This window comes from Niveispirillum fermenti, from assembly GCF_048066175.1.
GTDB classification, from domain to species: Bacteria; Pseudomonadota; Alphaproteobacteria; order Azospirillales; family Azospirillaceae; genus Niveispirillum; species Niveispirillum fermenti.
In genome coordinates, this window is the sequence record NZ_JBLTXA010000002.1 from 210,527 (window position 1) to 232,079 (window position 21,553).

Annotated in this window: 21 protein-coding genes; 11 read left to right on the forward strand and 10 right to left on the reverse strand. The window is 65.7% G+C overall.

The window, feature by feature from the left end:
* Positions 1–135: 135 nt before the first annotated feature.
* The 4 genes from ACM9LZ_RS02785 to ACM9LZ_RS02800 all read right to left on the reverse strand — a co-directional run bounded on the left by ACM9LZ_RS02785 (position 136) and on the right by ACM9LZ_RS02800 (position 2,010).
* Entirely contained in the window at positions 136–861 is a 726-nt protein-coding gene (locus tag ACM9LZ_RS02785) for a hypothetical protein (protein ID WP_416617816.1), read from the reverse strand.
* 144 nt (positions 862–1,005) lie between these two features.
* Complete coding sequence (locus ACM9LZ_RS02790; RefSeq protein ID WP_416617817.1) at positions 1,006–1,581, reverse strand: glutathione peroxidase; 576 nt, start codon at positions 1,579–1,581, stop codon at positions 1,006–1,008.
* A 64-nt stretch (positions 1,582–1,645) separates the two neighbouring features.
* Positions 1,646–1,879, reverse strand: a complete 234-nt coding sequence (locus tag ACM9LZ_RS02795) for a hypothetical protein (protein WP_416617818.1) — start codon at positions 1,877–1,879, stop codon at positions 1,646–1,648.
* Positions 1,867–2,010: a hypothetical protein gene (locus tag ACM9LZ_RS02800; protein ID WP_416617819.1), complete on the reverse strand. Its 144-nt coding sequence runs from the start codon at positions 2,008–2,010 to the stop codon at positions 1,867–1,869. The genes ACM9LZ_RS02795 and ACM9LZ_RS02800 overlap by 13 nt, the downstream gene beginning before the upstream one ends.
* Before the next feature lie 17 nt (positions 2,011–2,027).
* Here ACM9LZ_RS02800 and ACM9LZ_RS02805 point away from each other — a divergent pair, with 17 nt between their 5' ends.
* Positions 2,028–2,579, forward strand: coding sequence for an isochorismatase family protein (locus tag ACM9LZ_RS02805; protein WP_416617820.1), 552 nt, complete (start codon positions 2,028–2,030; stop codon positions 2,577–2,579).
* A gap of 39 nt (positions 2,580–2,618) precedes the next feature.
* Here the strand turns inward: ACM9LZ_RS02805 and ACM9LZ_RS02810 are convergent, their stop codons facing one another.
* Together ACM9LZ_RS02810 and ACM9LZ_RS02815 are read right to left on the reverse strand one after the other, a co-directional pair.
* Positions 2,619–4,853, reverse strand: a complete 2,235-nt coding sequence (locus tag ACM9LZ_RS02810; RefSeq protein WP_416617821.1) for an LPS-assembly protein LptD — start codon at positions 4,851–4,853, stop codon at positions 2,619–2,621.
* A gap of 200 nt (positions 4,854–5,053) precedes the next feature.
* The gene (locus tag ACM9LZ_RS02815; protein ID WP_416617822.1) at positions 5,054–7,270 is read right to left on the reverse strand and encodes an intermembrane phospholipid transport protein YdbH family protein; all 2,217 of its coding nucleotides are present in this window, start codon (positions 7,268–7,270) and stop codon (positions 5,054–5,056) included.
* A 111-nt stretch (positions 7,271–7,381) separates the two neighbouring features.
* Between ACM9LZ_RS02815 and ACM9LZ_RS02820 the strand changes: the two genes are divergently transcribed.
* From ACM9LZ_RS02820 to ACM9LZ_RS02855, 8 genes are all read left to right on the forward strand, one after another.
* Entirely contained in the window at positions 7,382–7,960 is a 579-nt protein-coding gene (locus tag ACM9LZ_RS02820) for a peptidylprolyl isomerase (RefSeq protein WP_416617823.1), read from the forward strand.
* Between the two features lie 108 nt (positions 7,961–8,068).
* Positions 8,069–8,548 carry a peptidylprolyl isomerase gene (locus ACM9LZ_RS02825; RefSeq protein ID WP_416617824.1) on the forward strand — a complete coding sequence of 160 codons (480 nt, stop codon included), beginning with the start codon at positions 8,069–8,071 and terminating at the stop codon, positions 8,546–8,548.
* A 233-nt stretch (positions 8,549–8,781) separates the two neighbouring features.
* Positions 8,782–9,030: a GlsB/YeaQ/YmgE family stress response membrane protein gene (locus ACM9LZ_RS02830; protein ID WP_416617825.1), complete on the forward strand. Its 249-nt coding sequence runs from the start codon at positions 8,782–8,784 to the stop codon at positions 9,028–9,030.
* Between the two features lie 148 nt (positions 9,031–9,178).
* Positions 9,179–9,940: an ABC transporter ATP-binding protein gene (locus ACM9LZ_RS02835; protein WP_416617826.1), complete on the forward strand. Its 762-nt coding sequence runs from the start codon at positions 9,179–9,181 to the stop codon at positions 9,938–9,940.
* The gene (locus ACM9LZ_RS02840) at positions 9,937–11,466 is read left to right on the forward strand and encodes a hypothetical protein (RefSeq protein ID WP_416617827.1); all 1,530 of its coding nucleotides are present in this window, start codon (positions 9,937–9,939) and stop codon (positions 11,464–11,466) included. Before ACM9LZ_RS02835 ends, ACM9LZ_RS02840 begins: the two co-directional genes overlap by 4 nt.
* Positions 11,467–11,479: 13 nt before the next feature.
* Positions 11,480–12,577 carry a bifunctional transcriptional activator/DNA repair enzyme AdaA gene (locus ACM9LZ_RS02845; RefSeq protein WP_416617949.1) on the forward strand — a complete coding sequence of 366 codons (1,098 nt, stop codon included), beginning with the start codon at positions 11,480–11,482 and terminating at the stop codon, positions 12,575–12,577.
* Between the two features lie 50 nt (positions 12,578–12,627).
* A complete protein-coding gene (locus ACM9LZ_RS02850) occupies positions 12,628–13,440 on the forward strand; it encodes an isocitrate lyase/PEP mutase family protein (RefSeq protein ID WP_416617828.1) in 813 nt (270 codons plus the stop codon).
* A gap of 209 nt (positions 13,441–13,649) precedes the next feature.
* Positions 13,650–14,549 carry a DMT family transporter gene (locus tag ACM9LZ_RS02855; RefSeq protein ID WP_416617829.1) on the forward strand — a complete coding sequence of 300 codons (900 nt, stop codon included), beginning with the start codon at positions 13,650–13,652 and terminating at the stop codon, positions 14,547–14,549.
* On the opposite strand, the gene ACM9LZ_RS02860 is transcribed toward ACM9LZ_RS02855, so the two are convergent.
* The 4 genes from ACM9LZ_RS02860 to uxaC all read right to left on the reverse strand — a co-directional run bounded on the left by ACM9LZ_RS02860 (position 14,550) and on the right by uxaC (position 19,406).
* On the reverse strand, positions 14,550–16,010 hold the full coding sequence (locus tag ACM9LZ_RS02860) for a ribonuclease J (protein ID WP_416617830.1): 1,461 nt from the start codon (positions 16,008–16,010) through the stop codon (positions 14,550–14,552).
* A gap of 269 nt (positions 16,011–16,279) precedes the next feature.
* On the reverse strand, positions 16,280–17,038 hold the full coding sequence (gene kduD / locus ACM9LZ_RS02865; protein ID WP_416617831.1) for a 2-dehydro-3-deoxy-D-gluconate 5-dehydrogenase KduD: 759 nt from the start codon (positions 17,036–17,038) through the stop codon (positions 16,280–16,282).
* 32 nt (positions 17,039–17,070) lie between these two features.
* Positions 17,071–17,916 (reverse strand): 5-dehydro-4-deoxy-D-glucuronate isomerase, encoded by an 846-nt coding sequence (gene kduI / locus ACM9LZ_RS02870; protein ID WP_416617832.1) that lies wholly within the window; start codon positions 17,914–17,916, stop codon positions 17,071–17,073.
* A gap of 77 nt (positions 17,917–17,993) precedes the next feature.
* A complete protein-coding gene (gene uxaC / locus ACM9LZ_RS02875; protein ID WP_416617833.1) occupies positions 17,994–19,406 on the reverse strand; it encodes a glucuronate isomerase in 1,413 nt (470 codons plus the stop codon).
* A 417-nt stretch (positions 19,407–19,823) separates the two neighbouring features.
* On the opposite strand from uxaC, the gene ACM9LZ_RS02880 reads away from it, so the two are divergent.
* Both ACM9LZ_RS02880 and ACM9LZ_RS02885 read left to right on the forward strand, forming a co-directional pair.
* A complete protein-coding gene (locus ACM9LZ_RS02880; RefSeq protein ID WP_416617834.1) occupies positions 19,824–20,915 on the forward strand; it encodes a methionine ABC transporter ATP-binding protein in 1,092 nt (363 codons plus the stop codon).
* The gene (locus ACM9LZ_RS02885; RefSeq protein WP_416617835.1) at positions 20,884–21,549 is read left to right on the forward strand and encodes a methionine ABC transporter permease; all 666 of its coding nucleotides are present in this window, start codon (positions 20,884–20,886) and stop codon (positions 21,547–21,549) included. Before ACM9LZ_RS02880 ends, ACM9LZ_RS02885 begins: the two co-directional genes overlap by 32 nt.
* Positions 21,550–21,553 lie beyond the last annotated feature (4 nt).

The window sequence follows — 21,553 nt, forward strand, 5'->3', positions numbered from 1 at the left end:
TTGACCAGAATTGAATGAACGAAAAAGGGTGGAACCACGTGGTTCCACCCTTTTTCGTTTGCAGAGACCTATGGTTAGAGCGGTTTTCCTTTGGACTTGAAACTGCTCTGGCGGCGACTGCCGCCGTCCGGATTTTCAGGGGAAACGGCAGACCTGTCCGGTGACTTCCACGAAGGAACGGGCGCCGACAGCGACAGTCAGGCGTATTTCCTTGTCGGCGGTGATCAGGGAATGTTCCAGGGGCAACACCCCGCTGGCCTGCGTGGCCTTGCCGGCTGCATCTGTGAACTGGATATTCACGGGCTTGGCCGGATCGTACCACGCCTCCGGATTGCCGCCCATATTGCGGGCCGGCACGCCTTCCCCCGTCACGGTGATGGCACCGTCCGCAAAGGCAACCGACGTGTTGGCCCCACGATAGATGGGCGTCGGCAGGACGAACCGCTTCGTCTCCGACTGGCCGCAGGATTGGGGATTGCTGGTCTGTTCAATAACGAAGGCCATGCGGTCGGGATTGACGCCTTCCGCCAGCTTGCGGGCCATCAATTCGTTCAGCTTGGCCAGGTCACCGCTGGGAATTTCGCGCTGCAGGCGGATTTCCAGTTCGTTGGCCCTGATCTCATGACTTTGGGCAATCTGCTGGACCTGCTGGGCACGTCGCTCCGCCTTTTCCCGCGCGGCGATGGCGGCGGCCAGTTCCTCCTGCATCGACCCCTCGCGGGATTTGAGCTGTTCGACACCGACCAGATAGGAAAAGCCGGCAACGACGCCCAGCACGCCCAGCCAAAGACCGGCCTTGCCAAGCCGCACCCAGAAGCGCCGGCGGTACCGCCGCTGATGATCATAAAGCCCGTAGCTCATCGCACACTGATAAATCAAGGGGATGACAGGCGCATCCACCTATGTGGACGCGCTCGCCGACCCTACTCCAGCCGGTCATGTAAATACAAGGGACGGGGAGCTGTCCTGAACAGGCAAGGGCCAAGGGGCGCCGCTCTGGTCCGTTCAGCCCTTGGGCAGTACCTGTTCGATCGCCGTCGCCAGTTCGGTAGAATCCGGCGTCACCTTGGACGAAAACGCTTCCACAAGGCTGCCATCCGGACCGATCAGATATTTATGGAAATTCCATTTCGGCTCACCCTTCTGGGCGGTCACCCATTTATAGAAGGGGTGCGCGGCACCGCCCTTTACGGGCTCCTTCGTCGTCATGGGAAAGTCGATGGCGAAATTGACCTCGCAGAACTCCTTGATCTCCTTGTCGGATCCCGGCTCCTGCCCGCCGAAGTCATTGGACGGCACGCCCAGAACGACCAGACCCCTGTCACGGTACTTGTCCCACAATTCCTGCAGGCCCTTGTATTGCGGGGTGTAGCCGCACATCGACGCGGTATTCACCACCAGCACCGCCTTGCCACGATACCCATCCAGCTTCAGCGGGCCGCCTTCAATGGCGGTAAAGCTGAAATCATGGGCGTTTTCCGCCTGGGCCGGGCCGGGCAGGCCCATCACCCCCATCATTGCGAGGCCACCGGCCAGCGCCAGAACAGCCCTGCGGCCCACGATCCCTGCCTTGTCGTCCATGATGCACCCTGCTGCGCGTCGATCCAGCCTGACAATGTAGTGCGCGAACACCATTCGTCCAGCATTACAGACGGGTCGCGACCTGCGCACCCGTCTGGCTGTTACGGACAAGGCACCGTTCCAGGGCGGCGCCGCGGACGGCGTTGGCCCCATCGCCCGGCATGGAGACCTGGACATAGTGGGCACAATTGGCGAAATGCGGATGTTCGTCGGCGATCTGCAGCGGCGGCGATACCGGTGCCCCGCCACAGGCGGCCAGCAAGGATGCCAGCGCCAGGATCGAAATCAAGCGGCCCATTGCCGCCTCCCTTTCATCATCGTGAAATTGCGAATATTGATGCCGACAATCACGTCTTCGCGCTTGCGGCGAAGTGATCCGCCGCACAGAGTCGCGATCGGGCGGGCATGGACGATGCGCGCATCCTGCATGGACCGGAGGAACCGTGATGACGCAGAATCCCCTGCCCCGCTTGCTGCTGTCGGATGACAGCCGGCTGGTCGTCATCGACATGCAGGACCGGCTGCTGGCCGCCATCGACCAGGGCAGCGCGGTCGTCACCCGGTGTGAAATCCTGTTGCGGGCGGCCCATCGCCTTGGCATCCCCATCGCCGCCACCGAGCAGAATCCGGCCGGCATCGGCCCCACGACGGCGGTATTGGGCGCGCATCTGCCGCTGCGGTTCGGGAAGGTCCATTTCTCCGCAGCGGAAGAAGCGGATTTCCTGGCCTGGGCGGCATCGGGCGGATCGGTGGTGCTGACCGGGACGGAGGCCCATGTCTGCGTGTTGCAGACGGCACTGGGTCTTCGGGCGTTGGGATTGCGGGTAGCCGTCGTCGCGGATGCCGTCGGCTCCCGGCATCCGGCCGACAAGCAGGCGGCACTGGACCGCCTTCGCCATCACGGGGTCGACATCGTGACGACGGAGATGGTCGTCTTCGAATGGCTGGGCCGGTACGACCGGCCGGAATTCAAGGAGTTGCTGCGGCTGATCAAATAGATCGGCCCCCACCGTCTCCCCTGCCCCCGCCTGTCTTTCCTATTGCTGCTGCCCGAATACCGACCCTGACAGGGACGGGCTCAGGAATTCGCCCAGATTCTTCAGCACGACGCGGAAGAATAGCCGGTCACCCGTGTCGATGCCGATCCGGCGGGTATAATTGCGCTCGCCGACAAGCTGGAAGGTCAGGCATTCCTCCTGATAGGTCAGGGTCGCGCTGCTCAGCACCGGGCCCCCGTCAGGGGCGAGATCACGGCGATGGCTGACGCCGACGGACCAGCGATCGGTCAATGCCGAACTGACGCCCAGCGACAATTCCTCCCGGTTGCGGGTGGCAAGTCCGCCATCCTGGATCTGCTTGTCCAGATAGATATAGCTGCCGGTCACGCGGAACTGCGACGGGCCGAAGACGCCCGACACGTCGTGCAACCGCTGGGCCAGCGTTTCGCTGTCCAGCCGGAACGAGTAGCTGACATCCAGCCAGGGGCTCGGCGTCAGCTCGACCTTGCCGACCACGTCGGAGGTGCGGCGGCGCAGGCCCGATCCATTGGGGAAATCGGTGTCGCCCTGCAGGCGATGGCTTTGCCCCAGGAACAGCGTGCTGGACCCGCCGCTGAAGCCGTAGAAGCCGGCCTTCATGCCGTAGGTCAGGCGCTGTCCGCCCTCCAGCCGGTCGATGCCGGGATAGCGCGAGGCCCGGAACAGGTTCGTGTAGTCGAACTCGATATCCTGGCTGTCCTCGTTGGGGATGTTGCTGCTGTTGGAGATATTCGGCGCCACCGACAGCATGACCAGGGGTTCCAGCAGCGTCTGGACCGTGCCATCCTGGCGCGCCAGCGGATAGCTGACGGTCCAGTCGGCATGGGTGAATCCGCGGAACCGTACCTTGTCGTCATCCAGCACGGTACCGTCCGACCGGCGCAGGTTGCTGACCCAATACCCATCGGTCCGTGCTTCGGCCTGTACGGTGGAAACCAAGCCGAATCCGGTCACATCGTCACGGCGCCAGCCCAGGCTGCCCGACACACGCCGCGTATCGTTGCCGTTGGACCGCAACAGCGACAGGAAACCGGCATCGGCCGACCAGCGCCCGCCCATCACGCCGCCGGGTTCCCCCATCGCGGCATAGGTCACCATGGGCAGGACGACGGGTTCCTCTTCCGGGTTGCCGGGGCGAAGGTCCTGGAAATCATAGACATTGATGGACAGGTAGTTCCGGGCGTCGAACTGCTCGACGAAGGCGCGGCTGGCCAGGATATCCTCTGTCGAATAATCGTAGCGCAGCAGGTGCGTATTGTCGGTCACCCGGCGCAGGTCGAAGCCCCAGCGCCATTGCTCATCAATGTCGAAACGGCCGGTGGCGAAGATATGGCCGCGGAATTCCTTCTTTTCCACCACGCCGGCCCCGGTATCGCGGGCGCGGTCGGTATAGACAGCGCTACCGGCCGCCGTGATGGAGCCTGTGGCGAAACGCTGCCGATATTCACCGCCCAGCAGCAGGCCGTCCTTCGTGCTGGGCGTCACCTCCAGGGTGAAATCCTTCGACTCGTCGATATCGAAGAAATAATAGAGCCGCGCATAGGTACCGAGATCGGAACTGATGCCGCCACCGGGGGAAAGAAAGCCGCTCCGCCGTTCCACGGTCGGGTCGGGATGGCCGAAAAACGGCAGCCAGAAGATGGGAATGCCCGCCACCTCCAGCGTGGCATCGCGATAATAGACGTCGCGCTTTTCCTGGTCATGGGTGATACGGGCCGCCCTGATCTGCCAGATGGGCGGGCGCGACGGGTCCTCCGCGCACAGTTCGCAAGGAGAGTAGACGGCATTTTCCATGCGCGTGTAGCGCCCCTCCAGCCGTTCCCCCTCAAGCGCGGCAAACTTGGAATTGTCCGACATCAGAATTCGGACCTGATCCACGAAGCCGCGCGACATGTCGTCGGTCAGTTCCAGGTAGTTGGCGAACAGCACCTCGCCCGTCGGCTCCAGGATGGAGACGTTACCCGATGCCGTGACGACATTGGTCTTTTCAGAAAAACTGACCGTGTCGGCCAGCAGCAACCGGGCCCCCTGGCTCAGTTCGACCTGTCCCCGCGCCGTGACGATCCCCAGGTCCTGATCATAGTCGACCCGGTCGGCATAGAGCAGGACCGGCTGCCCCTGGCCCTGCCCGGTACCGTCGGCTGCAGGGGTCTGCGCCCGGGCCATGGGCACGGCCAGCCCGCAAGCCAACGCCGTGGACAACAGCAAGCGGCGAAAGGAACGGGCGCTGTTCATCGTCTTGGTCGTCTCACGGATCACGGGACATGGTCGAATGCTTGTCCCCGACCGCTGCGCATGTGTCAACTGAAGCCTCCCGCGGCGCAACCGCGCCATGCCATGGTCGCGCGGCAATCATATGCTGGTTTCAGCAAGGGGATAGGGTCCGTCTGCGGCATTTTCATGCCCTTTTTGCCGCCGGCTCGACAGATGGAGACCTATTCCCCCATCGCCTTGAAGGCGGCGATGGCCGACGTGATGTCGTCCGGCGGCGCCGACGGTGGCGGCGGCGGCACCCGGAATGGGGCCAGACGCAAGGACATGTTCATCGGATAGCCGCCATAAAGGCCGGGACTGGCCCCGGACAGGTCCAGCCGGCGTTCCAAACCATCAAACGACAATTCCAACCCGTCATAACGGTAGTCATTCAGCGCACGGGTCACCAGCGCCAGGCTGTCATTGTGGCCGGGGTCCAGCCAGACAGGTATGGCCGGAGAGGCCAGCGCCAGGCGCCCGGCCCCGCCGGCATGCAGACGGCCGGGTCCCAGCCGGACCCCGGCCGCATCCCATCGCAGCGGCAGCCGCCCCGACAGCGCGCCATCGGCATTCAGCCCCATCACCCCCACCGCCCGCAACGCATCCGCCAGCGGCAGGCCAGCCACCTCGATCCCCATATCCAGTCGGGAACTGCCCAACCGATAGGTGGTGGCTGCGACCGTCACGGGATTGTCTGTCCACCTGAAAGCCTCCGGTGTCAGCCTCAGCACGCCATCACCCGGCAGTTCAAGGCCGACGGCGCCCGCGCGCAACGGGACGCCGACATCGGCCAGCGCCACGGACAGCCGCTGGGCCGGCATGGACAAGGGGGACAAGCGATCGAAGCGCAGGACGCCGTTCACCCCGGCCAGCCGCAATCCCGGCCGCTCCAGCGCCACCTGGTCCAGCAGCAGGTCGGCGGTACCGTCCAGGGTGCCCTCGTGCCACCCGGCCCGCAGACGTGCCGCGATGGTGCCGGAAAGACCGGCGGGCAGCGGACTGCCAGGGAACAGGCTTTCCACACGCCGTCCGTCCGCCCCGACCCGCAACGGAGAGAGCTCCAGCATCGCCCGGCCACTGCCATCCGGCAGGTGCAGGGTGACCTCGCCCTTCAGCGAAACAGCCCGATCCACCCCGCCGGCCGTCCAGTCCAGGCGTACTTCGCCGGCGGGGTCGCCGTGCAGACGGCCATCGACGGGCAAGGCGGCCGTCCACCCCGTGCGCAGCGACGCCACCCCCAGCCGCAGATCAAGCGGGGTGATCACGGGACCGGCCACCATCAGGCCCCGCCCCTCCACCCCCAGCGTCGGCAGGTTCACACTGCCCGCCGTAACGGGATCCGGCGCCAGCCACCATCCCCCGTCGCGACGGACCAGCAGCAGGCCAAGCGACAGTGAATTGTCACGAGGGCCGCCACCGATGCCGATGCCATCGGCTGTCAGACGCAGCGCCACAGTTGGTCCCGTGGCGGGAATCGCATCCAGCGAAAGCAGGTTGTCGGCCTGGAGGGCCAGCAGGACGGGACCACCGGTCAATCCGGGATCAGGCAGCCCTGCCCTTGTCGCGAACTGCGTGATATCGGTGATGGTCAGCCCGCCTTCCAGCCGGTGACGCCCCTGCCCGTCATCCTTCACGGAAAGGTTCAGCCGGGCGGCTGTCGCCCAATCGGCCCGCACCGTCCCTTGTCCGTCATGCCAGTTCAGCACCAGATCGGGCAGGCCCCTGCCCAGGCCGGCAGCCTGCAGATCGATCGCCGCCGTCCAGTTGCTGCGGTCCGGGCGCACCAGCCGTCCCTGCCCTGACAGACGGCTTTGCCCCGCCTCGTCGCGGGGGGTCAGCCGATAGTTCAGTTCGGTCAGTCTGCCAGCGTCCCAGGCTGCCGCAGCCTCCACCCCCGCCTGTGCCACGCCGAAACGCGCGGTGCCGCCGATGCGGCCTTGCCAGCCGTCAGGTCCCCTATCCAGGCGGCCATCGCCCTTGATAATCAGCGGGGGCAATCCGACGTCGGATGTCAGGGCGATGCGTGCCCCCCCGAACGTGACGGGACCGGTGATCGGCAAGGCGGTGCCTTGCGGCAGCCGGATACCGTCCGGCCCCACGGGCAGTGACAGATGCAAGCCTTCGATATGCAAAGGGCCGATCCGTCCATGCCAGAGATCGGCGGGGCTGAAACGCAGGCTGAACTGGTCAGCCCCCTGGTCGCCGCCCAGGCTGAAGGCGCCGGATATCCCTCCAGGCCCCAGATGATCGACGGCCAGTTCCGCCTGTGGATATCCCCAGGCCCGCAGATCGGCCGTCCAGCGGGCGGCCAGCATGGCCGGCAGCAGCATCCAAAGAAACATTGCCCCCGCCAGCATCAGGGCCGCGAGAACCAGTCCCATCCTTGTCGCGCGCGTCATCCCACGGCACCACCCGGCAATTCCCGCCGCCCCTGCGGCCATACCGCCCTTGTTCTTGCAAGGATGCTGCCGTTATCGTGGCCACGCAACCGATGCACGATGATGCCGCCAATGTTGAAGCGCCTTGCCTGTCTGATCATCCTTCTCCTGCTGGCGCCGGCCGCCCTGGCAGAGCGTCCGCCGGCCATGCCGGAGCACATGCTGGTCATGGAACTGGCCACCGGCACCGTCCTCATCCAGATGCGCCCCGATCTGGCGCCTGTGCATGTGGCGCGCATCAGGCAACTCGTGCGCCGGGGCTTCTATGACGGCCTGCCCTTCCACCGCGTCATTCCGGGCTTCATGGCCCAGACGGGGGACAATAGCGGGACCGGCCATGGTGGCACGGGGCGTTGGCTGGACCTGGAGCCCTCCGCCGAGCCGCATGTGCGCGGCGCCGTTTCCATGGCCCGCGGCATGAACCGCAACAGCGGCGACTGTCAGTTCTTCATCCTCACAGGGGGTGACCCATCACTGGACGGCAATTACACGCTCTGGGGCCATGTGGTGCAGGGGATGGACCTGATCGACGGGCTGAAGACGGGGGATGTAAAGAAGAACGGCTATGTCAAGGACCCGGATCGCATCCTGTCACTGCGCGTGTCGGCCGATCCGCCACGCCCGCCCAAGGCCGTGCCATCCCGGAATTAGCGGGTAGCCATCGCGCCCGCCCCTGTTCCCAACCGCCGTCCGTGCCGTTATGGTACGCGCAGCATGCAACCGACAGCCGGGCAGCATCCGGCGACAAGGAAGACCATCATGGACCTGGAAAATACCCTCTATCTCGACTTGGCATCGGGCCGCGTCACCATCCAGCTTCGCCCCGACCTGGCGCCCAAGCATGTGGCCCGCATCAAGGAACTGGCGCGGGAGGGTTTTTACGACGGCCTGACCTTCCATCGCGTGATCGAGGGGTTCATGGCCCAGGGTGGCTGCCCGGACGGTAACGGCATGGGCGGTTCCGGCCAGAACCTGCCACAGGAATTCAGCCGCGAACCGCATGTGCGCGGCACCTGCTCCATGGCGCGCGCGGCCAACCCGAACAGCGCCGACAGCCAGTTCTTCATCTGCTTCGCCGACGCCCGGTTCCTGGACGGCCAGTACACCGTGTGGGGCCAGGTCACCGAGGGCATGGAGCATGTGGACAATATCAAGCGCGGCCAGGGCCGCAATGGCGAGGTCCGCGACCCCGATACGATCGTGAAGCTGTCCGTGGCGGCGGATCAGGCCGCCGCCTGACGGGCACGCCTTACATCTTCGTTTCGCTGCCGATGACGCCGCCCGCAGGTCAATGCGGGCGGCGTTTTCATTTTGAAATTTACATCCGCCGCTTCCGCGCGCCTCATGGTCGGTGAACCGGCCGGCAATTCCGGGGCAGCCAATTCGGACGGGAACCATCGCCGGTGATAATCCGTTATGTCATCTGCCGGTGAAGGCCGGTGGCAAGCACCCAACATCCATAGAGGTTGCTGATGAACGACGCGAATATCGGCTGGATCGCAGCCATCATCATCGGGGGCCTGGCGGGCTGGATCGCCTCGATGCTCATGAAAAGCGACACGGGTGTTCTTCTGAACATCATCCTGGGCATCGTGGGAGCGGCGCTGGCCAGCTTCCTGTTCGGCATCCTGGGTGTCTATTTCGGCGGCTGGCTCGGCTATCTGGTGGCCGGCATCCTGGGCGCCTGCATCCTGATCGGGGGGGTGCGGGCCATCCGGTAGGTTTTCCCCGCTGAAACCAGACGGGTTGAACGGTTTCGCCCCGCCGGCCGCGCGGGGCGAAAGCCGTTGTGGTGTTCCATATGGTTGCGAAACTCTTTAATCTGCTCCATGCAAACCTGTCCCCGCGCCCGCATGGAGACCCGCCGAGATGATCGACCCCTCCCTTCCCCCCGCATTGGAAATCCGGGGCCTGCGCAAATCCTATGGCTCAAAAGAAGCGGTCCGCGGCATCGATCTCAGCATCCGGCAGGGGGAGTTCTATGGACTGTTGGGGCCCAATGGTGCCGGCAAGACCACGACGCTGAAGATGGTCGTCGGGCTGCTCAACCCGACGGCAGGCAGTATCAATGTCTTCGGCTTCGACACGGGCCGCGACCCCGTGGCAGCCAAGCGGCAGACCGCCTGGCTGCCGGATGAGCCGATGCTTTACGACAAGCTGACGCCGCTGGAATATCTGGAATTCGTGGCAGGTTTGTGGGGTATCGACGCAAGCGTCGCCAGCGACCGCGCGGACGAACTGCTGATCCGGCTCGACCTGCATGACCACCGGCATGAACGGTGCGAGGGGTTTTCACGGGGAATGAAGCAGAAGGCGGCGCTTGCCGGCGCGCTGATCCACGATCCGCGCCTGCTGATCCTGGACGAGCCGCTGACGGGGCTGGATGCGGCCATCGCCCGGCAGGTGAAGGACCTGCTGGTTGAGCGCGCGCGCAACGGCTGCACCATCATCCTGACCACCCATATTATGGAGGTGGCCGAACGGCTGGTGGACCGGATCGGCATCATTCAGCACGGGCTGCTCCTGGCCGAAGGGACGCTGGATGCGTTGCGCCGGCAGCATGGGCGCGACGGCGCAACGCTGGAGGATCTGTTCCTTGATCTGGTGTCCGGCAAGGCGGTGGCCGCATGACATTGCTGAAGCCCGGCAGCCTGCCCTGGCTGCTGCGTCATGAACTGCGTCTGGCCCTGCGGACCCGCAAGGTCGGCCCCTGGGCCTGGGCCGCTCTGATCTTGGGCGTCCTGTTCCTGCATGGGGTTGGCGTGCTGTCCGCCTTCGGCTTTGCCAAGATCAGAATCTCGCCGGAAGCCGTTCAATTGATCTTCGGCGGTGCAGCCATCTTCGCCGTGGCCGTGATGCTGGCCGGGGCCATGCAATTGACCGTGAACGCCTTCTATACGCGCGGCGACATGGACCTTCTGCTGTCTTCCCCGCTGCCGGCGCGCACCATCATGCCCGTGCGACTGCTGGCCGTCGCCATCACCATCATGTCCGGTACGGTGCTGACCACGGCCGCCTTCATGAATACCGGGGCCGTGATCGTGTCGGGCCGTTGGCTGGTCGGCTATGTCAGCCTGCCGGCCGTGGCGCTGCTGGCCACCACGCTTTCCTTTCTGATGGTGCTGGGACTGGTGCGCCTGCTGGGACCGCGGCGGGCGCGGACCGTGGCGCAGGTCATTGGCGGTGTGATCGGCATCGGGGCGGCCGTGGCGGCGCAAATCCCCAATATGAACAGCACGGCCGACAGCGCCACAAGACGGCAGAACTATGCGGAGATGGCAGCCTTTTCCGACCATCCCATGGCGGAGCCGGTACGCTGGCTGGGTGCGGCGATCACCGGGGAGCCGATACCGCTGGCCATCCTGCTGGTTCTGTCGCTGGGGGGATTCGCAGCCTGCACCCTGCTGCTGGGGCCGCTTTTCGTGCGGTCTGTCAATGCGGCCGCGGGCACCGATGCCACCCCGCGCAAGCGAAAGACGGATGGCAAACCCGTCGCTCTCAAGGTGCGTGGTGCCACGTCGGCCGTGCTGTGGAAGGAATGGCGGCTGATCCTGCGCGATCCCAGCCTGCTGACACAGGTGGCCTCCATCCTGCTTATCGCCGTACCGGTGGCCCTGCCCACGCTGGGCAAGACCATCGACACTGCGACGGGAGAGGCATTGGCCTTCGCCTGGCTCAGCGTCGTACCGGTGGCGGGGCTGCTCTCCGGGGCGCTGGTCTGGCTGGCCCTGGTGGCGGAGGATGCGCCGGACCTTCTTGGCACCGCACCCGTCCCTGCCCGACGGCTTCTTGCCGACCGTTTGCTGGCCGCGGCCCTGCCAGCTCTGGTGCCGTCCACGCTGATCTGGCTGTATATCGCGCCGTCGGCCCCCTGGTCCGCCCTGGTTCTCTGGCTGTCGACGATACTGGGCATCGCGCTGTTCCTGCTGCTGGACATAAGGCAGAGCCCTGTGACCGGTGGGCGCAAGGCGTTCCAGAAACGCTACCAGGGCAACCTGGTCGCTCTGTTCGCTGAAATGCTGCTGGCCTTCGCAATGTTCGGACTGGCCATCGTCCTTGTGCAGTTCCTGCCCCCTCTCTGGGCCGTGCCCTTGTTGTTGCTGGGCAACGCGGTGGCGGTGGGTTGCTTGATCCTGCCTGCGCGCAAGGAATACTGAGCCCCCTGTGGCGATGTCCGAAAACCGCGAGCGGGCCGCCCCCGGCCGTGGCAGGATCGACGCCATGGAAATGCTCGATCCCATCGCCTGTTACCGCGCCGTGCAGACACGGGACGCCCGATTCGACGGGCGTTTCTTCACGGCCGTGCTGACCACCGGCATCTATTGCCGGCCGGTATGCCCGGCGCGCACGCCCAAGGTGGACAATTGCCGTTTCTATCCCAGTGCCGCGGCGGCACAGGAGGGGGGGTTTCGCCCCTGCCTGCGCTGCCGGCCGGAGGCGGCACCCGATCTGGCCGTATGGCGTGGCACATCCAACACCGTGTCGCGTGGACTGACGCTGATCGCCGACGGGGCCCTGGATGGGGATGATGCCAGCGTGGATGCGCTGGCTGGTCGGCTGGGCGTCGGGGAACGACAGTTGCGTCGCCTGTTCAAGCAGCATCTGGGGGCCAGCCCTGTCGCCGTGGCCCAGACGCGCCGTGTGCTTTTCGCCAAACAGTTGCTGCACGAAACCCGTCTGCCCATGGCGGAGGTGGCGCTGGCCGCCGGGTTCAGCAGCATCCGCCGTTTCAACGAGACATTCCAGGCGCTTTACGGTCGCCCCCCGCGCGACCTCCGCCGCCAGGCGGTGGCGTCGGATCAGCCGGAAGGCAGCGTCGCACAGGATGGTATCCGGTTGCGTCTGCGCTACCGCCCGCCGCTGGACTGGCCGGATCTGCTGTCGGCCATCTCGGCGCAGGCCGATCCGGCCGAACAGGTCGGCGAGGGCCGCTGGCAGCGACGTCTGCCGGACGGGGGCGAGGTGACGGTGACCTGTCTGCCGGACCAGCATGCGCTGCAGGCGGTTATCCGCACGGCCGACATCCGGACCCTGTCTGCCATCGCCAGCCGCCTGCGCCGCCGGTTCGACCTGTCGGCCGACATGCCGACCATCAATGCCCATCTGTCGCTGGACCCTGTTCTCGCCCCCCTTGTCGCGGCGTGCCCGGGCCGCCGCGTACCCGCCCCGTGGGATGGCGCACTGCCCCCATCCTCCCCCACCGGCAAACGGCAATGGGAACCCTGGGGCGCCTATGCCCGGCGGCACATCACAGGCCCTCTCCCCTGACCGGCCGGGCGAGGTCTTTCCGCATCCACCCCCTTCCCCCTGGAACAGACATGATGACCCACGATCTGCCCACCTTCTTCCGGGCCCTGCATAGGGGACCTGACCCGTTGATCCTGTGCAATGCCTGGGATGCCGGCAGCGCCCGGATGATCCGCAGCCAGGGCGCGCGCGCCATTGCCACCACCAGCGCGGGGATGGCCTGGGCCCTCGGGATCGCCGATGGCAATCATCTGCCGGCCGACCTTCTGCTGGCCATGTCTGCCGGCATCGTGAAGGCGGTGCCCGACCTGCCGGTCAGCATCGATATGGAAGCCGGTTACAACGATGATCCCGCGACCGTGGCCGATCTGGCGCGCCGTGTGGTGGAAACCGGTGTTGCCGGCATCAATATCGAAGATGGAACGGACGCACCCGACCTGCTGGCCGCGAAGATCGCCGCCATCCGGAAGGCGGTCGGCCCTGCCCTGTTCATCAATGCGCGGACGGATGTGTATCTGCGCCAGCTCGTGCCCGGCGAAAGCCGGGTGGCAGAGGTGATCAAGCGCGGTGAATTTTATGGAGCCGCCGGCGCCGATGGGCTGTTCACACCGGGCCTGATGGACAGGGCGGCAATCGGGGACATCGCCGCCGGGACAAGCCTGCCCTTGAATGTCATGGCTGTGCCTGGCCTGCCGGCCGTGGCAGAACTGGCAGCACTGGGCGTCCGCCGGCTTTCATCCGGATCGGCATTGCCGCAACATCTCTGGGCGCGCGTAGCCTCCCTGGCCGGTGCCTTCCTGACGGATGGGGCATCGGACCCGCTCTGGGTGGAAAGCATGGCCTATCCGCAGATCAACGCCATGATGGCAGGGGCGTCGGCGTGATATCAAGTACCGGTGATCGCAACCGATCACCGGCCTCCATCGCCGGCGCCGGCATTTCGTGGAAACACGGCTCCAGCCACACAGTGGACCCCTTTCCCCACCGTTCTTGCCCCTGTCAATCCACCACCGCAAGATGCCACCATGATCATTCCGCCTCATGGGGGCGACCAGACGGATGGACCGGCTGCGAAACCGATACAGGACCCTTCATGACCGCCGCCAGCCCGCCGCTTTCCCCTTCCCGGAACCGCGCCACGATGGTCGCCGTCGCGGCGATGCTGGTCACCGTCACCAGCTGGGGCTCCGCCTTTCCCGCCATCCGGCTGGCACTGGACAGCATGGACCCGCTGCCGCTGGCCGCGGCACGGTTCGCCATGGCCGGGTTGATGGCCCTGGCCTATCTGGCCTGGACGCGGCCCGCCCTGCCGCGCGGTCTGGATCTTGTGCGGGCCGGCCTGTGCGGTGGCATCGGCATTTCGCTGTACAATCTGCTGCTCAATACCGGACAGCAGACGGTGGCAGCCGGTGCTGCCAGCTTCATCGTGAACATTGCACCCGTGCTGACCGTGATCATGGCCACCCTGTTCCTGAAGGAACGGTTCCGCGCCTGGGCATGGGCCGGCATGGTGCTCAGCATGGCCGGCGTCGGGCTGATCGCATCCGGCCAGCCGGGGGGAATGCGGCTGGGCGCCGGGACCAGCCTGCTGGTGGCGGCCGCCATGGCGACGGCCTGCTACTTCGTATTGCAGCGTCCTCTGGTGGGTCGCTATGGACCGCTGACCTGTTCGGCGCTGACCTTGCTGACGGGCGGCTTGTGGCTGCTGCCCTGGCTGCCGCAGGGAATTGCCCAAGCGGCGGCGGCGCCGGCACCGGTACAATGGGCGCTGGTCTTCCTGGCAGTTTTCCCCGCCGTCATCGGCTATGCCGCCTGGATGCTGGTGCTGGGCCATTTCGGGGCGGCCCGCGCATCCAACTTCCTCTATCTGGTGCCCGTCGTCGCTTCCACCGTCGCCATCCCGTTGACCGGAGAGGTGCCGGTCTGGACAACGCTGGCCGGGGGGGCGCTGGCCCTGGCCGGCGTGGCGCTGGTCAATATCAGGGGGCGGTGATCACACCTGTCCCGCCACCAGCACCCGGCCGGGATCGTAGGAGACGCGGTCGCCATCGGGAGAACTTTCCAGCGCCAGCAGCGGAGCGTTCACGCGGCCCAGGACCCTTGATCCCTGCGGTGACAGGCGGATCACTTCCGCTTCCTCCGCCACGATGGCGGCCTCACAGCCGGCGGCACGGGCCAGGCGGGCATGGGCGGCCAGATGCATATCGGTGCCATGCACAGGCAGCGCGATGCGCGGACGGACCAACTCGTAAAGCGCCCGCAGCTCGTTGGCGCCGGGGTGGCCGGAAACATGCAACGGTTCCCCGCCCAGCAGGTCGGTGCCCATCAGCACTTCCACCCCACGGGCCCGCAGCTTGGAGACGACCTTTTCCACCGCCTCCTCGTTGCCGGGAATGATCCGCGCGGACAGGACCACGGTGTCACCGGCCCCGAACGGCGGGAAGCGCCGCTCGCCTCGGGCCAGCTTGGCCAGGGCCGCCTTTTCCTCCCCCTGCCCGCCGGTGCAGACCAGGGCGACCTGTGTCCGGTCCAGCCCCTTCAGGTGGGCCGGTTCGGCCAGCGGCACGGGCACATGGTCCAGCATGCCCAGCGCGCGGGCCGTCTCGTCGCAATTGCGCATGGAACGGCCGGCCAACGCCACATGACGGCCCGCGGCCACAGCCGCTTCAACCGCCGACGACACGCGCGCCACATTCGTGGCGAAGCAGCAGATGGCGACCTGACCCTTGCGGCTGGCGAACAGCCGGTCGAAAGCGCGTCGTACCTGTGCTTCGGACGTGGCGGGCAGGTCCTTGTGGGCATTGGTGCTGTCGCACAGCATGGCCAGCACGCCGTCATCCCCCAGCCGGCGCAGCGCGTCGAGATCAGTGGGTTGGCCGATGCGCGGGTCCGTATCGAATTTCCAGTCGCCGGTATGCAGCACGGTGCCCGCCCCGGTATCGATGGCCAGTGCCACCGGTTCCGGGATGGAATGCGTCATGCGGATGGATCGGATGTGGAATGGCCCCACATCGAACGCCCCGCCCACCGGATAGGCATGCAATGCCACCTTCTCCAGCACGCCCGCCTCGTCCAGGCGGCGGGTGATCAGGCCCAGCGCGAAGGGCGTCGCCCAGATGGGGCAATCGATCCCCTGCGGCCAGAGCCGGTCGATGGCGCCGATATGGTCTTCATGGCCATGGGTGACAACCAGACCCAGCAGGCGGTCGCGGATGGGTGCCAGGAAGGCCGGGTCGGGAATGATGCAATCCACCCCCACAACCCCCTGATCGGGGAAGGCGATGCCGGCATCGACCAGCAGCCAGGCGCCGTCATGGCCGTAAAGCGTCCAGTTCATGCCGATGCGGCCCAAGCCGCCCAGGGGCACGACCAGCACCTCGCCCTGCCCCGGCACGGGCCAGCGGCGATCAAATTCAGTATAGCGGTGAAAGGGGATGACCGTGGCATCCGCCAAGTCTGTCGCCGCGGGGGCCCCGATGCGGGGGGAAGCGGCGGCGCTTTCGTCCAAAGCGCCAGAAATTTCTTCTCTCATGTGCAGGTATGATTCTGCATTGCAACATGAAAGTCAAAGGGTGCCAACGCGGGGCAGGCATCGCCTTATGGCGGGTGTTGCGCTCGCAACCACCAAAAAGAACCCCCGCCCTGGATGAAGGGCGGGGGAGCAGGTGGCATGCGCATCTGCGCGATGCCGGGAGGTTGAGGGGGAAAGAGGACAGTCCGGCTTTAACGGGCCAGCCAGCCGCCATCCACGGGAAGGGTGACGCCGTGGATATAGTCGGCTGCCGCGGAAGCCAGGAACACGGCCGCCCCACCCAGATCCGACGGTGTCCCCCAGCGGCCGGCGGGGATACGGGCCAGGATGTCGCGGTTGCGGTTCTCATCGGCGCGCAGCGCCTCGGTATTGTTGGTGGCGAAATAGCCGGGGGCGATGGCGTTCACATTGATCCCCCTGGCCGCCCATTCATTTGCCAGAAGCTTGGTGACACCGGCGATCCCGCTTTTCGACGCGGTGTAGGAGACGACGCGGATGCCGCCCTGGAAGGACAGCATGGAAGCGATATTGATGATCTTGCCGCCAGACCCTTGCGCGATGAAATGCCTCGCCACGGCCTGGGACAGGAAGAAGGGCGTCTTCAGGTTGACGTCCAGCACATCGTCCCAATCCTGTTCGGAAAAATCCAGCGCATCGGCGCGGCGGATCGTGCCGGCATTATTGACCAGAATGTCGATGCGCCCGAAGGCGGCGGCCACCTTGTTCACGATATCGGCGATCGGCGCGCCCGTTCCCAGATCGGCGGGCACGAACGCGAAGCGACCACCGACCCCCTCCACGGCAGCCTGGGTATCGCCGGGCGTCGACCGGCCGACGGCCACGATGGCGGCGCCCGCCCCGGCCAGTGCCAGTGCGATTCCCTGGCCGATGCCGGTATTGGCACCGGTGACAACAGCCACCTTGCCGGAAAGGTCGAAGGGATGGGTCATGACTGGAGTTCTCCCGCTGGCAGCCGTACTCTTCAACGCAACTGGCAGATATCGATGACGTTCATGTCGGTATAATCGAGATTCTCGCCGCCCATGGCCCAGATGAAGGAGTAGTTGGCGGTGCCGCTGCCCATATGGATGGACCAGGGCGGCGACATTACGGCTTCCCCGTCGCCAACCACGATGTGGCGGGCAGCCTCCGGCTCGCCCATGAAGTGGAACACGCGGTTGTCACCGGGAAGGTCGCAATAAAGGTAGACCTCCGACCGGCGATCATGCAGGTGCGGCGGCATGGTGTTCCAGACGGAACCCGGCTTCAGCATGGTCAAACCCAGCAGCAATTGCGCCGACTGACAGGTTGCCGGCACGATATACTGATAGATCGTGCGCTCGTTGCTGGTCTCCAGCGCGCCGCGATCCAGCGCGACCGCATCCTTGATACCGATCTTCCTGGTGGGAAAGCTGGCATGGGCCGGTGTGGATACCAGATAGAACCGGGCTGGATTGCCGGCATCGGCTGAGTCGAAGGACAGATCGGCCGCCCCCATGCCAACATAAAGCCCGTCCTTGTTGCCCAGTTCATGCACGGTGCCGTCGACCGTGACGCTGCCCGCCCCACCGATATTCACGATGCCCAGTTCGCGCCGGGACAGGAACGGGTGGCCGGCTGCCGATGCCGGTTCCGTCTGGCGCGGCAGGTCCAGCGTGCCGGACACGGGCGTGGCGCCGCCGACGATGAAACGCTCATTGTGGCTGTAATTCAGCACCACCTTGTCGGCCACGAACAGGCCCGTCATCAGGTAGCGGTCGCGCAGATCATCGTTGCTGGCGCCCTGCATCATCACGGGATGGGTGGCGTGATAGGTCTTGGCAAACATGGGGCTTCCTCCCGCTATATTCGTCATTAACTGTGAGGGACCCGCCAGGCGGCAGGCCTTCCCCCCTCAGCGATGGGTCAAAGCTTGTAGGCGCGCTTGGGCAGATTATAGGCGAGGTCGACGGCGACTTCTGCCGCATCGTCCTCGTGCAGGCGGTGTTCGGCCACCATCCGGGCCAGGAAGGCGCTGTCGACACGGCGCGCGACGTCATGGCGGGCCGGAATGGACAGGAACGCGCGCGTGTCGTCGTTGAACCCGACGGTATTGTAGAATCCGGCGGTCTCCGTCACCTGCTCACGAAAGCGCATCATGCCTTCCGGACTGTCATGGAACCACCAGGAGGGGCCGAGCTTCAGCACCGGATAATGGCCGGCCAGCGGCGCCAGTTCACGCGCATAGGTCGTTTCATCCAGGGTGAACAGGATGATCGACAGGCGCGGATCATTGCCATACCGGTCCAGCAGCGGCTTCAGCGCCCGGATGTAATCGGTGCGCGACGGCACATCGCCGCCCTTGTCGCGGCCGAACCTGTCGAAGACCTGGCCGTTGTGATTGCGGAAGGCACCGGGATGGATTTGCATGACCAGTCCGTCCTCGATGCTCATCCCCGCCATCTCGGTCAGCAACTGGCCCCGGAAAACCTCTGCCTCGGTAGGGGTGAAATCCCCTTTCAGCACCTTGCGGAACAGCTTTTCCGCGTCAGCTTGAGAGAGATCGGCCGTGTTGGCCGTAATGTGGCCATGGTCGGTGCTGGTGGCGCCGACGGCCATGAAATCGCGCCGGCGCTTGCGATGGGCGTTCAGATAGCCCTTCCAGTCATGCACATCCTCCCCCGTCACCTCGGCGAAGAGGTGGAGCGCGGACTGGAAATCCTCATGCTCGGGATCGACGACGGGGTCGGGACGGTAAGCGGTGACAACCCGGCCGGGCCAGCCGCTGGCACGTATGGCGTGATGATGGTCCAGCGTGTCCGTCGGCGATTCCGTGGTGGCCAGCAGTTCGATGTTGAACCGGTCGAACAGGGCGCGGGGCCGGAAAGCGTCGGTCTTAAGCGCGGCATCGATCGTATCGTAGTAAAGATCGGCCGTGTCGGCAGAAAGGGCCACTTCCATACCGAAGACATGCACGAACACATGGTTCAGCCACAGCCAGGACGGCGTGGCGCGGAACAGGTGGAAGTTGCCGGCGAACAGACGCCATGCGGCCCGCGGATCGGCCTTGGACGGGCCGGACCGGTCCCCCACCCCGATATCCCCCATGGCGATGCCCTGGCTGTAGAGCATGCGGTAGAGATAGTGGTCAGGCGCCAGAAGAAGCTGCGTGGGGTTGCCGAAATGGGCGTTGCCCGAGAACCAGGCCGGGTCCGTATGGCCGTGCGGGCTGATGATCGGCAGATCCCGGATCAGGCCATAAAGCCGCCGCGCGATGGCGCGCGTGCCGGGATCGGCGGGAAACAGGCGATCATCATGAAGGGCCAGGGGTTTGGGCATGTTCCGGACTACCTTGGACACGAACCGTTGGCGAGGGTGAGCACCACCCCGGCACTATCTGCGGCACTCCATTGTGGTAACCGGTGTCATATCGAATTTCAACAGGATTGTTTGGTAGCCTGCCGAAAGCACAGGCCAGGCAACGGATCATAGGATACCGATACCAATGACACACGGTTACCGCTGTGGAGCAGCATGCCCGGCGCTGCGGCCATGAAAGCCCGTGCCAGTCGCACCAGCAAACTATCAACGAACATCATGTGTTATTTTTCCAACAACACATGGCAGGAACGTGAATTATCCGGTTGTGCGTGCCGGGCCGTCGTTTCACCCTTTGCGCAAAGCAGCAATCGGGGCAGGATCGGACAGAAGCCACCCGGAATGGCCGTCCGGCATGTCAGGACAATGGATCGGATATTGACGCAGCAGGCAACGGGCGCCCCACCCGCATCGATGGTGCGGTTGTCGGGCATCGCCAAGATTTTTCAAAGCAAGGACGGTACGCCGGTCGCCGCGCTGGATGGGATCGACCTAGATATCCCCCATGGCGGCATCACGGCCATCGTCGGCCCCAGCGGGGCGGGCAAAAGCAGCCTGTTGCGCGCCGTCAACATGCTGGAACGGCCGGATGCCGGCCGCGTCGTGGTGGACGGGACGGACCTGACCATGCTGGACGAGCCGGCATTACGCCGTGTGCGGCAATCCATCGGCATGATTTTCCAGCATTTCAACCTGCTGGCCAACCGGACGGTGGCGGGCAATGTTGCCCTGTCGCTGGAACTGGCCGGCTGGAACCGGGACCGTATCGGCCCGCGCGTGGCCGAACTGCTGGCTCTGGTCGGGCTGACGGAAAAGGCGGGCCAGTACCCGGCGGCCCTGTCGGGCGGGCAGAAGCAGCGCGTCGGCATTGCCCGCGCGCTGGCGCCCAGCCCACGCCTGCTGCTGTGCGATGAGGCGACATCGGCCCTGGACCCGGAGACGACGCGGCAGATCCTGGCGCTGATCCGGCGCATCAACCGCGAACTGGGCCTGACCGTCCTGCTGATCACGCATGAGATGGGCGTGGTCCGCGAAGTGGCCGATCAGGTCGTGGTGCTGGAAGCCGGCCGCATCATCGAACAGGGGCCGGTGGCCACCGTTTTCGCCCACCCGCGCCATCCCACCACGCGCCGCTTCCTGTTGGGGGAGACGGGAACGGCTTTGCCGCCGGCACTGGCCACACGCCTGTCATCCGCGCCGGTGCAGGACGGGGCCGTGCTGATACGCCTGCATGCCGTGGGCGGGCTTGCCGCCTCCCCCCTCCTGTCCGATCTGGGGCGGATGGGGATCGGGGTGCGGCTGGTGGCCGGGCGCGTGCAGTCCCTGGGCGACCAGCCCTTCGCCGGCCTGGTCGCGGCACTGACGGGACCAGCCGGCGGCATCAATGACGCCATCCATCAATTGCGCGCCCAAGGGGCGGAGATCGAGGTTCTGGGCCATGTCGCCACAGATGCTGTCACTGCTGTCTGACGCCACCGTGCAGACATTGGTCATGGTGGCCGTGGCCGGCAGTCTGGCCACGCTTGCCGGGGTTCCGCTGGGCCTGTTCCTGGCCCTGTCCGGTCCCGGCGACCTGATGCCCCGCCCTGCCCTGCAACGCCTCTTGGGGCTGGTCGTGAATGCCGCGCGTTCCACCCCCTTCATCATTCTGGTGGTGGCCATCGTGCCGCTGACCCGGGCGCTGACCGGAACATCCATCGGGACGGCAGCGGCCACCGTGCCCCTGACCCTGGCCGCCATTCCCTTCATCGCGCGCGTCGTGGAAGCCGCCGTGCGCGATGTCGATCATGGATTGCTGGATGCCGCCCGCGCCATGGGCGCGCGGCCGGGCCAGATGGTCACCAAGATCCTGCTGCCCGAGGCACGGGCCGGCATCGTGCGCGGCCTGACCCTGGCCGCCGTCAACCTGGTCGGCTATTCGGCCATGGTCGGGGCCGTGGGGGGTGGCGGCCTGGGCGATCTTGGCATCCGTTATGGCTATCAGCGCTTCATGCCGGAAATGATGCTGGCCGTCGTGCTGATCCTGATCATCCTTGTACAAGCCCTGCAATCGGGCGGCGAGGCGCTGGCCCGCCGCCTGGACAAGCGCAACCCCGGCAATTGAGGAC

Bases quoted from the DNA above. Each gene is read 5' to 3' on its own strand.
- ACM9LZ_RS02805 (WP_416617820.1), top strand. From the start codon at position 2,028: ATGACGCAGAATCCCCTGCCCCGCTTGCTGCTGTCGGATGACAGCCGG.
- ACM9LZ_RS02815 (WP_416617822.1), bottom strand. From the start codon at position 7,270: ATGACGCGCGCGACAAGGATGGGACTGGTTCTCGCGGCCCTGATGCTG.
- ACM9LZ_RS02820 (WP_416617823.1), top strand. From the start codon at position 7,382: ATGTTGAAGCGCCTTGCCTGTCTGATCATCCTTCTCCTGCTGGCGCCG.
- ACM9LZ_RS02795 (WP_416617818.1), bottom strand. From the start codon at position 1,879: ATGGGCCGCTTGATTTCGATCCTGGCGCTGGCATCCTTGCTGGCCGCC.
- ACM9LZ_RS02830 (WP_416617825.1), top strand. From the start codon at position 8,782: ATGAACGACGCGAATATCGGCTGGATCGCAGCCATCATCATCGGGGGC.
- kduD (WP_416617831.1), bottom strand. From the start codon at position 17,038: ATGACCCATCCCTTCGACCTTTCCGGCAAGGTGGCTGTTGTCACCGGT.
- ACM9LZ_RS02845 (WP_416617949.1), top strand. From the start codon at position 11,480: ATGTCCGAAAACCGCGAGCGGGCCGCCCCCGGCCGTGGCAGGATCGAC.
- ACM9LZ_RS02790 (WP_416617817.1), bottom strand. From the start codon at position 1,581: ATGGACGACAAGGCAGGGATCGTGGGCCGCAGGGCTGTTCTGGCGCTG.
- ACM9LZ_RS02885 (WP_416617835.1), top strand. From the start codon at position 20,884: ATGTCGCCACAGATGCTGTCACTGCTGTCTGACGCCACCGTGCAGACA.
- ACM9LZ_RS02850 (WP_416617828.1), top strand. From the start codon at position 12,628: ATGATGACCCACGATCTGCCCACCTTCTTCCGGGCCCTGCATAGGGGA.
- ACM9LZ_RS02855 (WP_416617829.1), top strand. From the start codon at position 13,650: ATGACCGCCGCCAGCCCGCCGCTTTCCCCTTCCCGGAACCGCGCCACG.
- ACM9LZ_RS02800 (WP_416617819.1), bottom strand. From the start codon at position 2,010: ATGCAGGATGCGCGCATCGTCCATGCCCGCCCGATCGCGACTCTGTGC.
- ACM9LZ_RS02835 (WP_416617826.1), top strand. From the start codon at position 9,179: ATGATCGACCCCTCCCTTCCCCCCGCATTGGAAATCCGGGGCCTGCGC.
- ACM9LZ_RS02825 (WP_416617824.1), top strand. From the start codon at position 8,069: ATGGACCTGGAAAATACCCTCTATCTCGACTTGGCATCGGGCCGCGTC.
- ACM9LZ_RS02810 (WP_416617821.1), bottom strand. From the start codon at position 4,853: ATGAACAGCGCCCGTTCCTTTCGCCGCTTGCTGTTGTCCACGGCGTTG.
- ACM9LZ_RS02840 (WP_416617827.1), top strand. From the start codon at position 9,937: ATGACATTGCTGAAGCCCGGCAGCCTGCCCTGGCTGCTGCGTCATGAA.
- ACM9LZ_RS02785 (WP_416617816.1), bottom strand. From the start codon at position 861: ATGAGCTACGGGCTTTATGATCATCAGCGGCGGTACCGCCGGCGCTTC.
- kduI (WP_416617832.1), bottom strand. From the start codon at position 17,916: ATGTTTGCCAAGACCTATCACGCCACCCATCCCGTGATGATGCAGGGC.
- uxaC (WP_416617833.1), bottom strand. From the start codon at position 19,406: ATGCCCAAACCCCTGGCCCTTCATGATGATCGCCTGTTTCCCGCCGAT.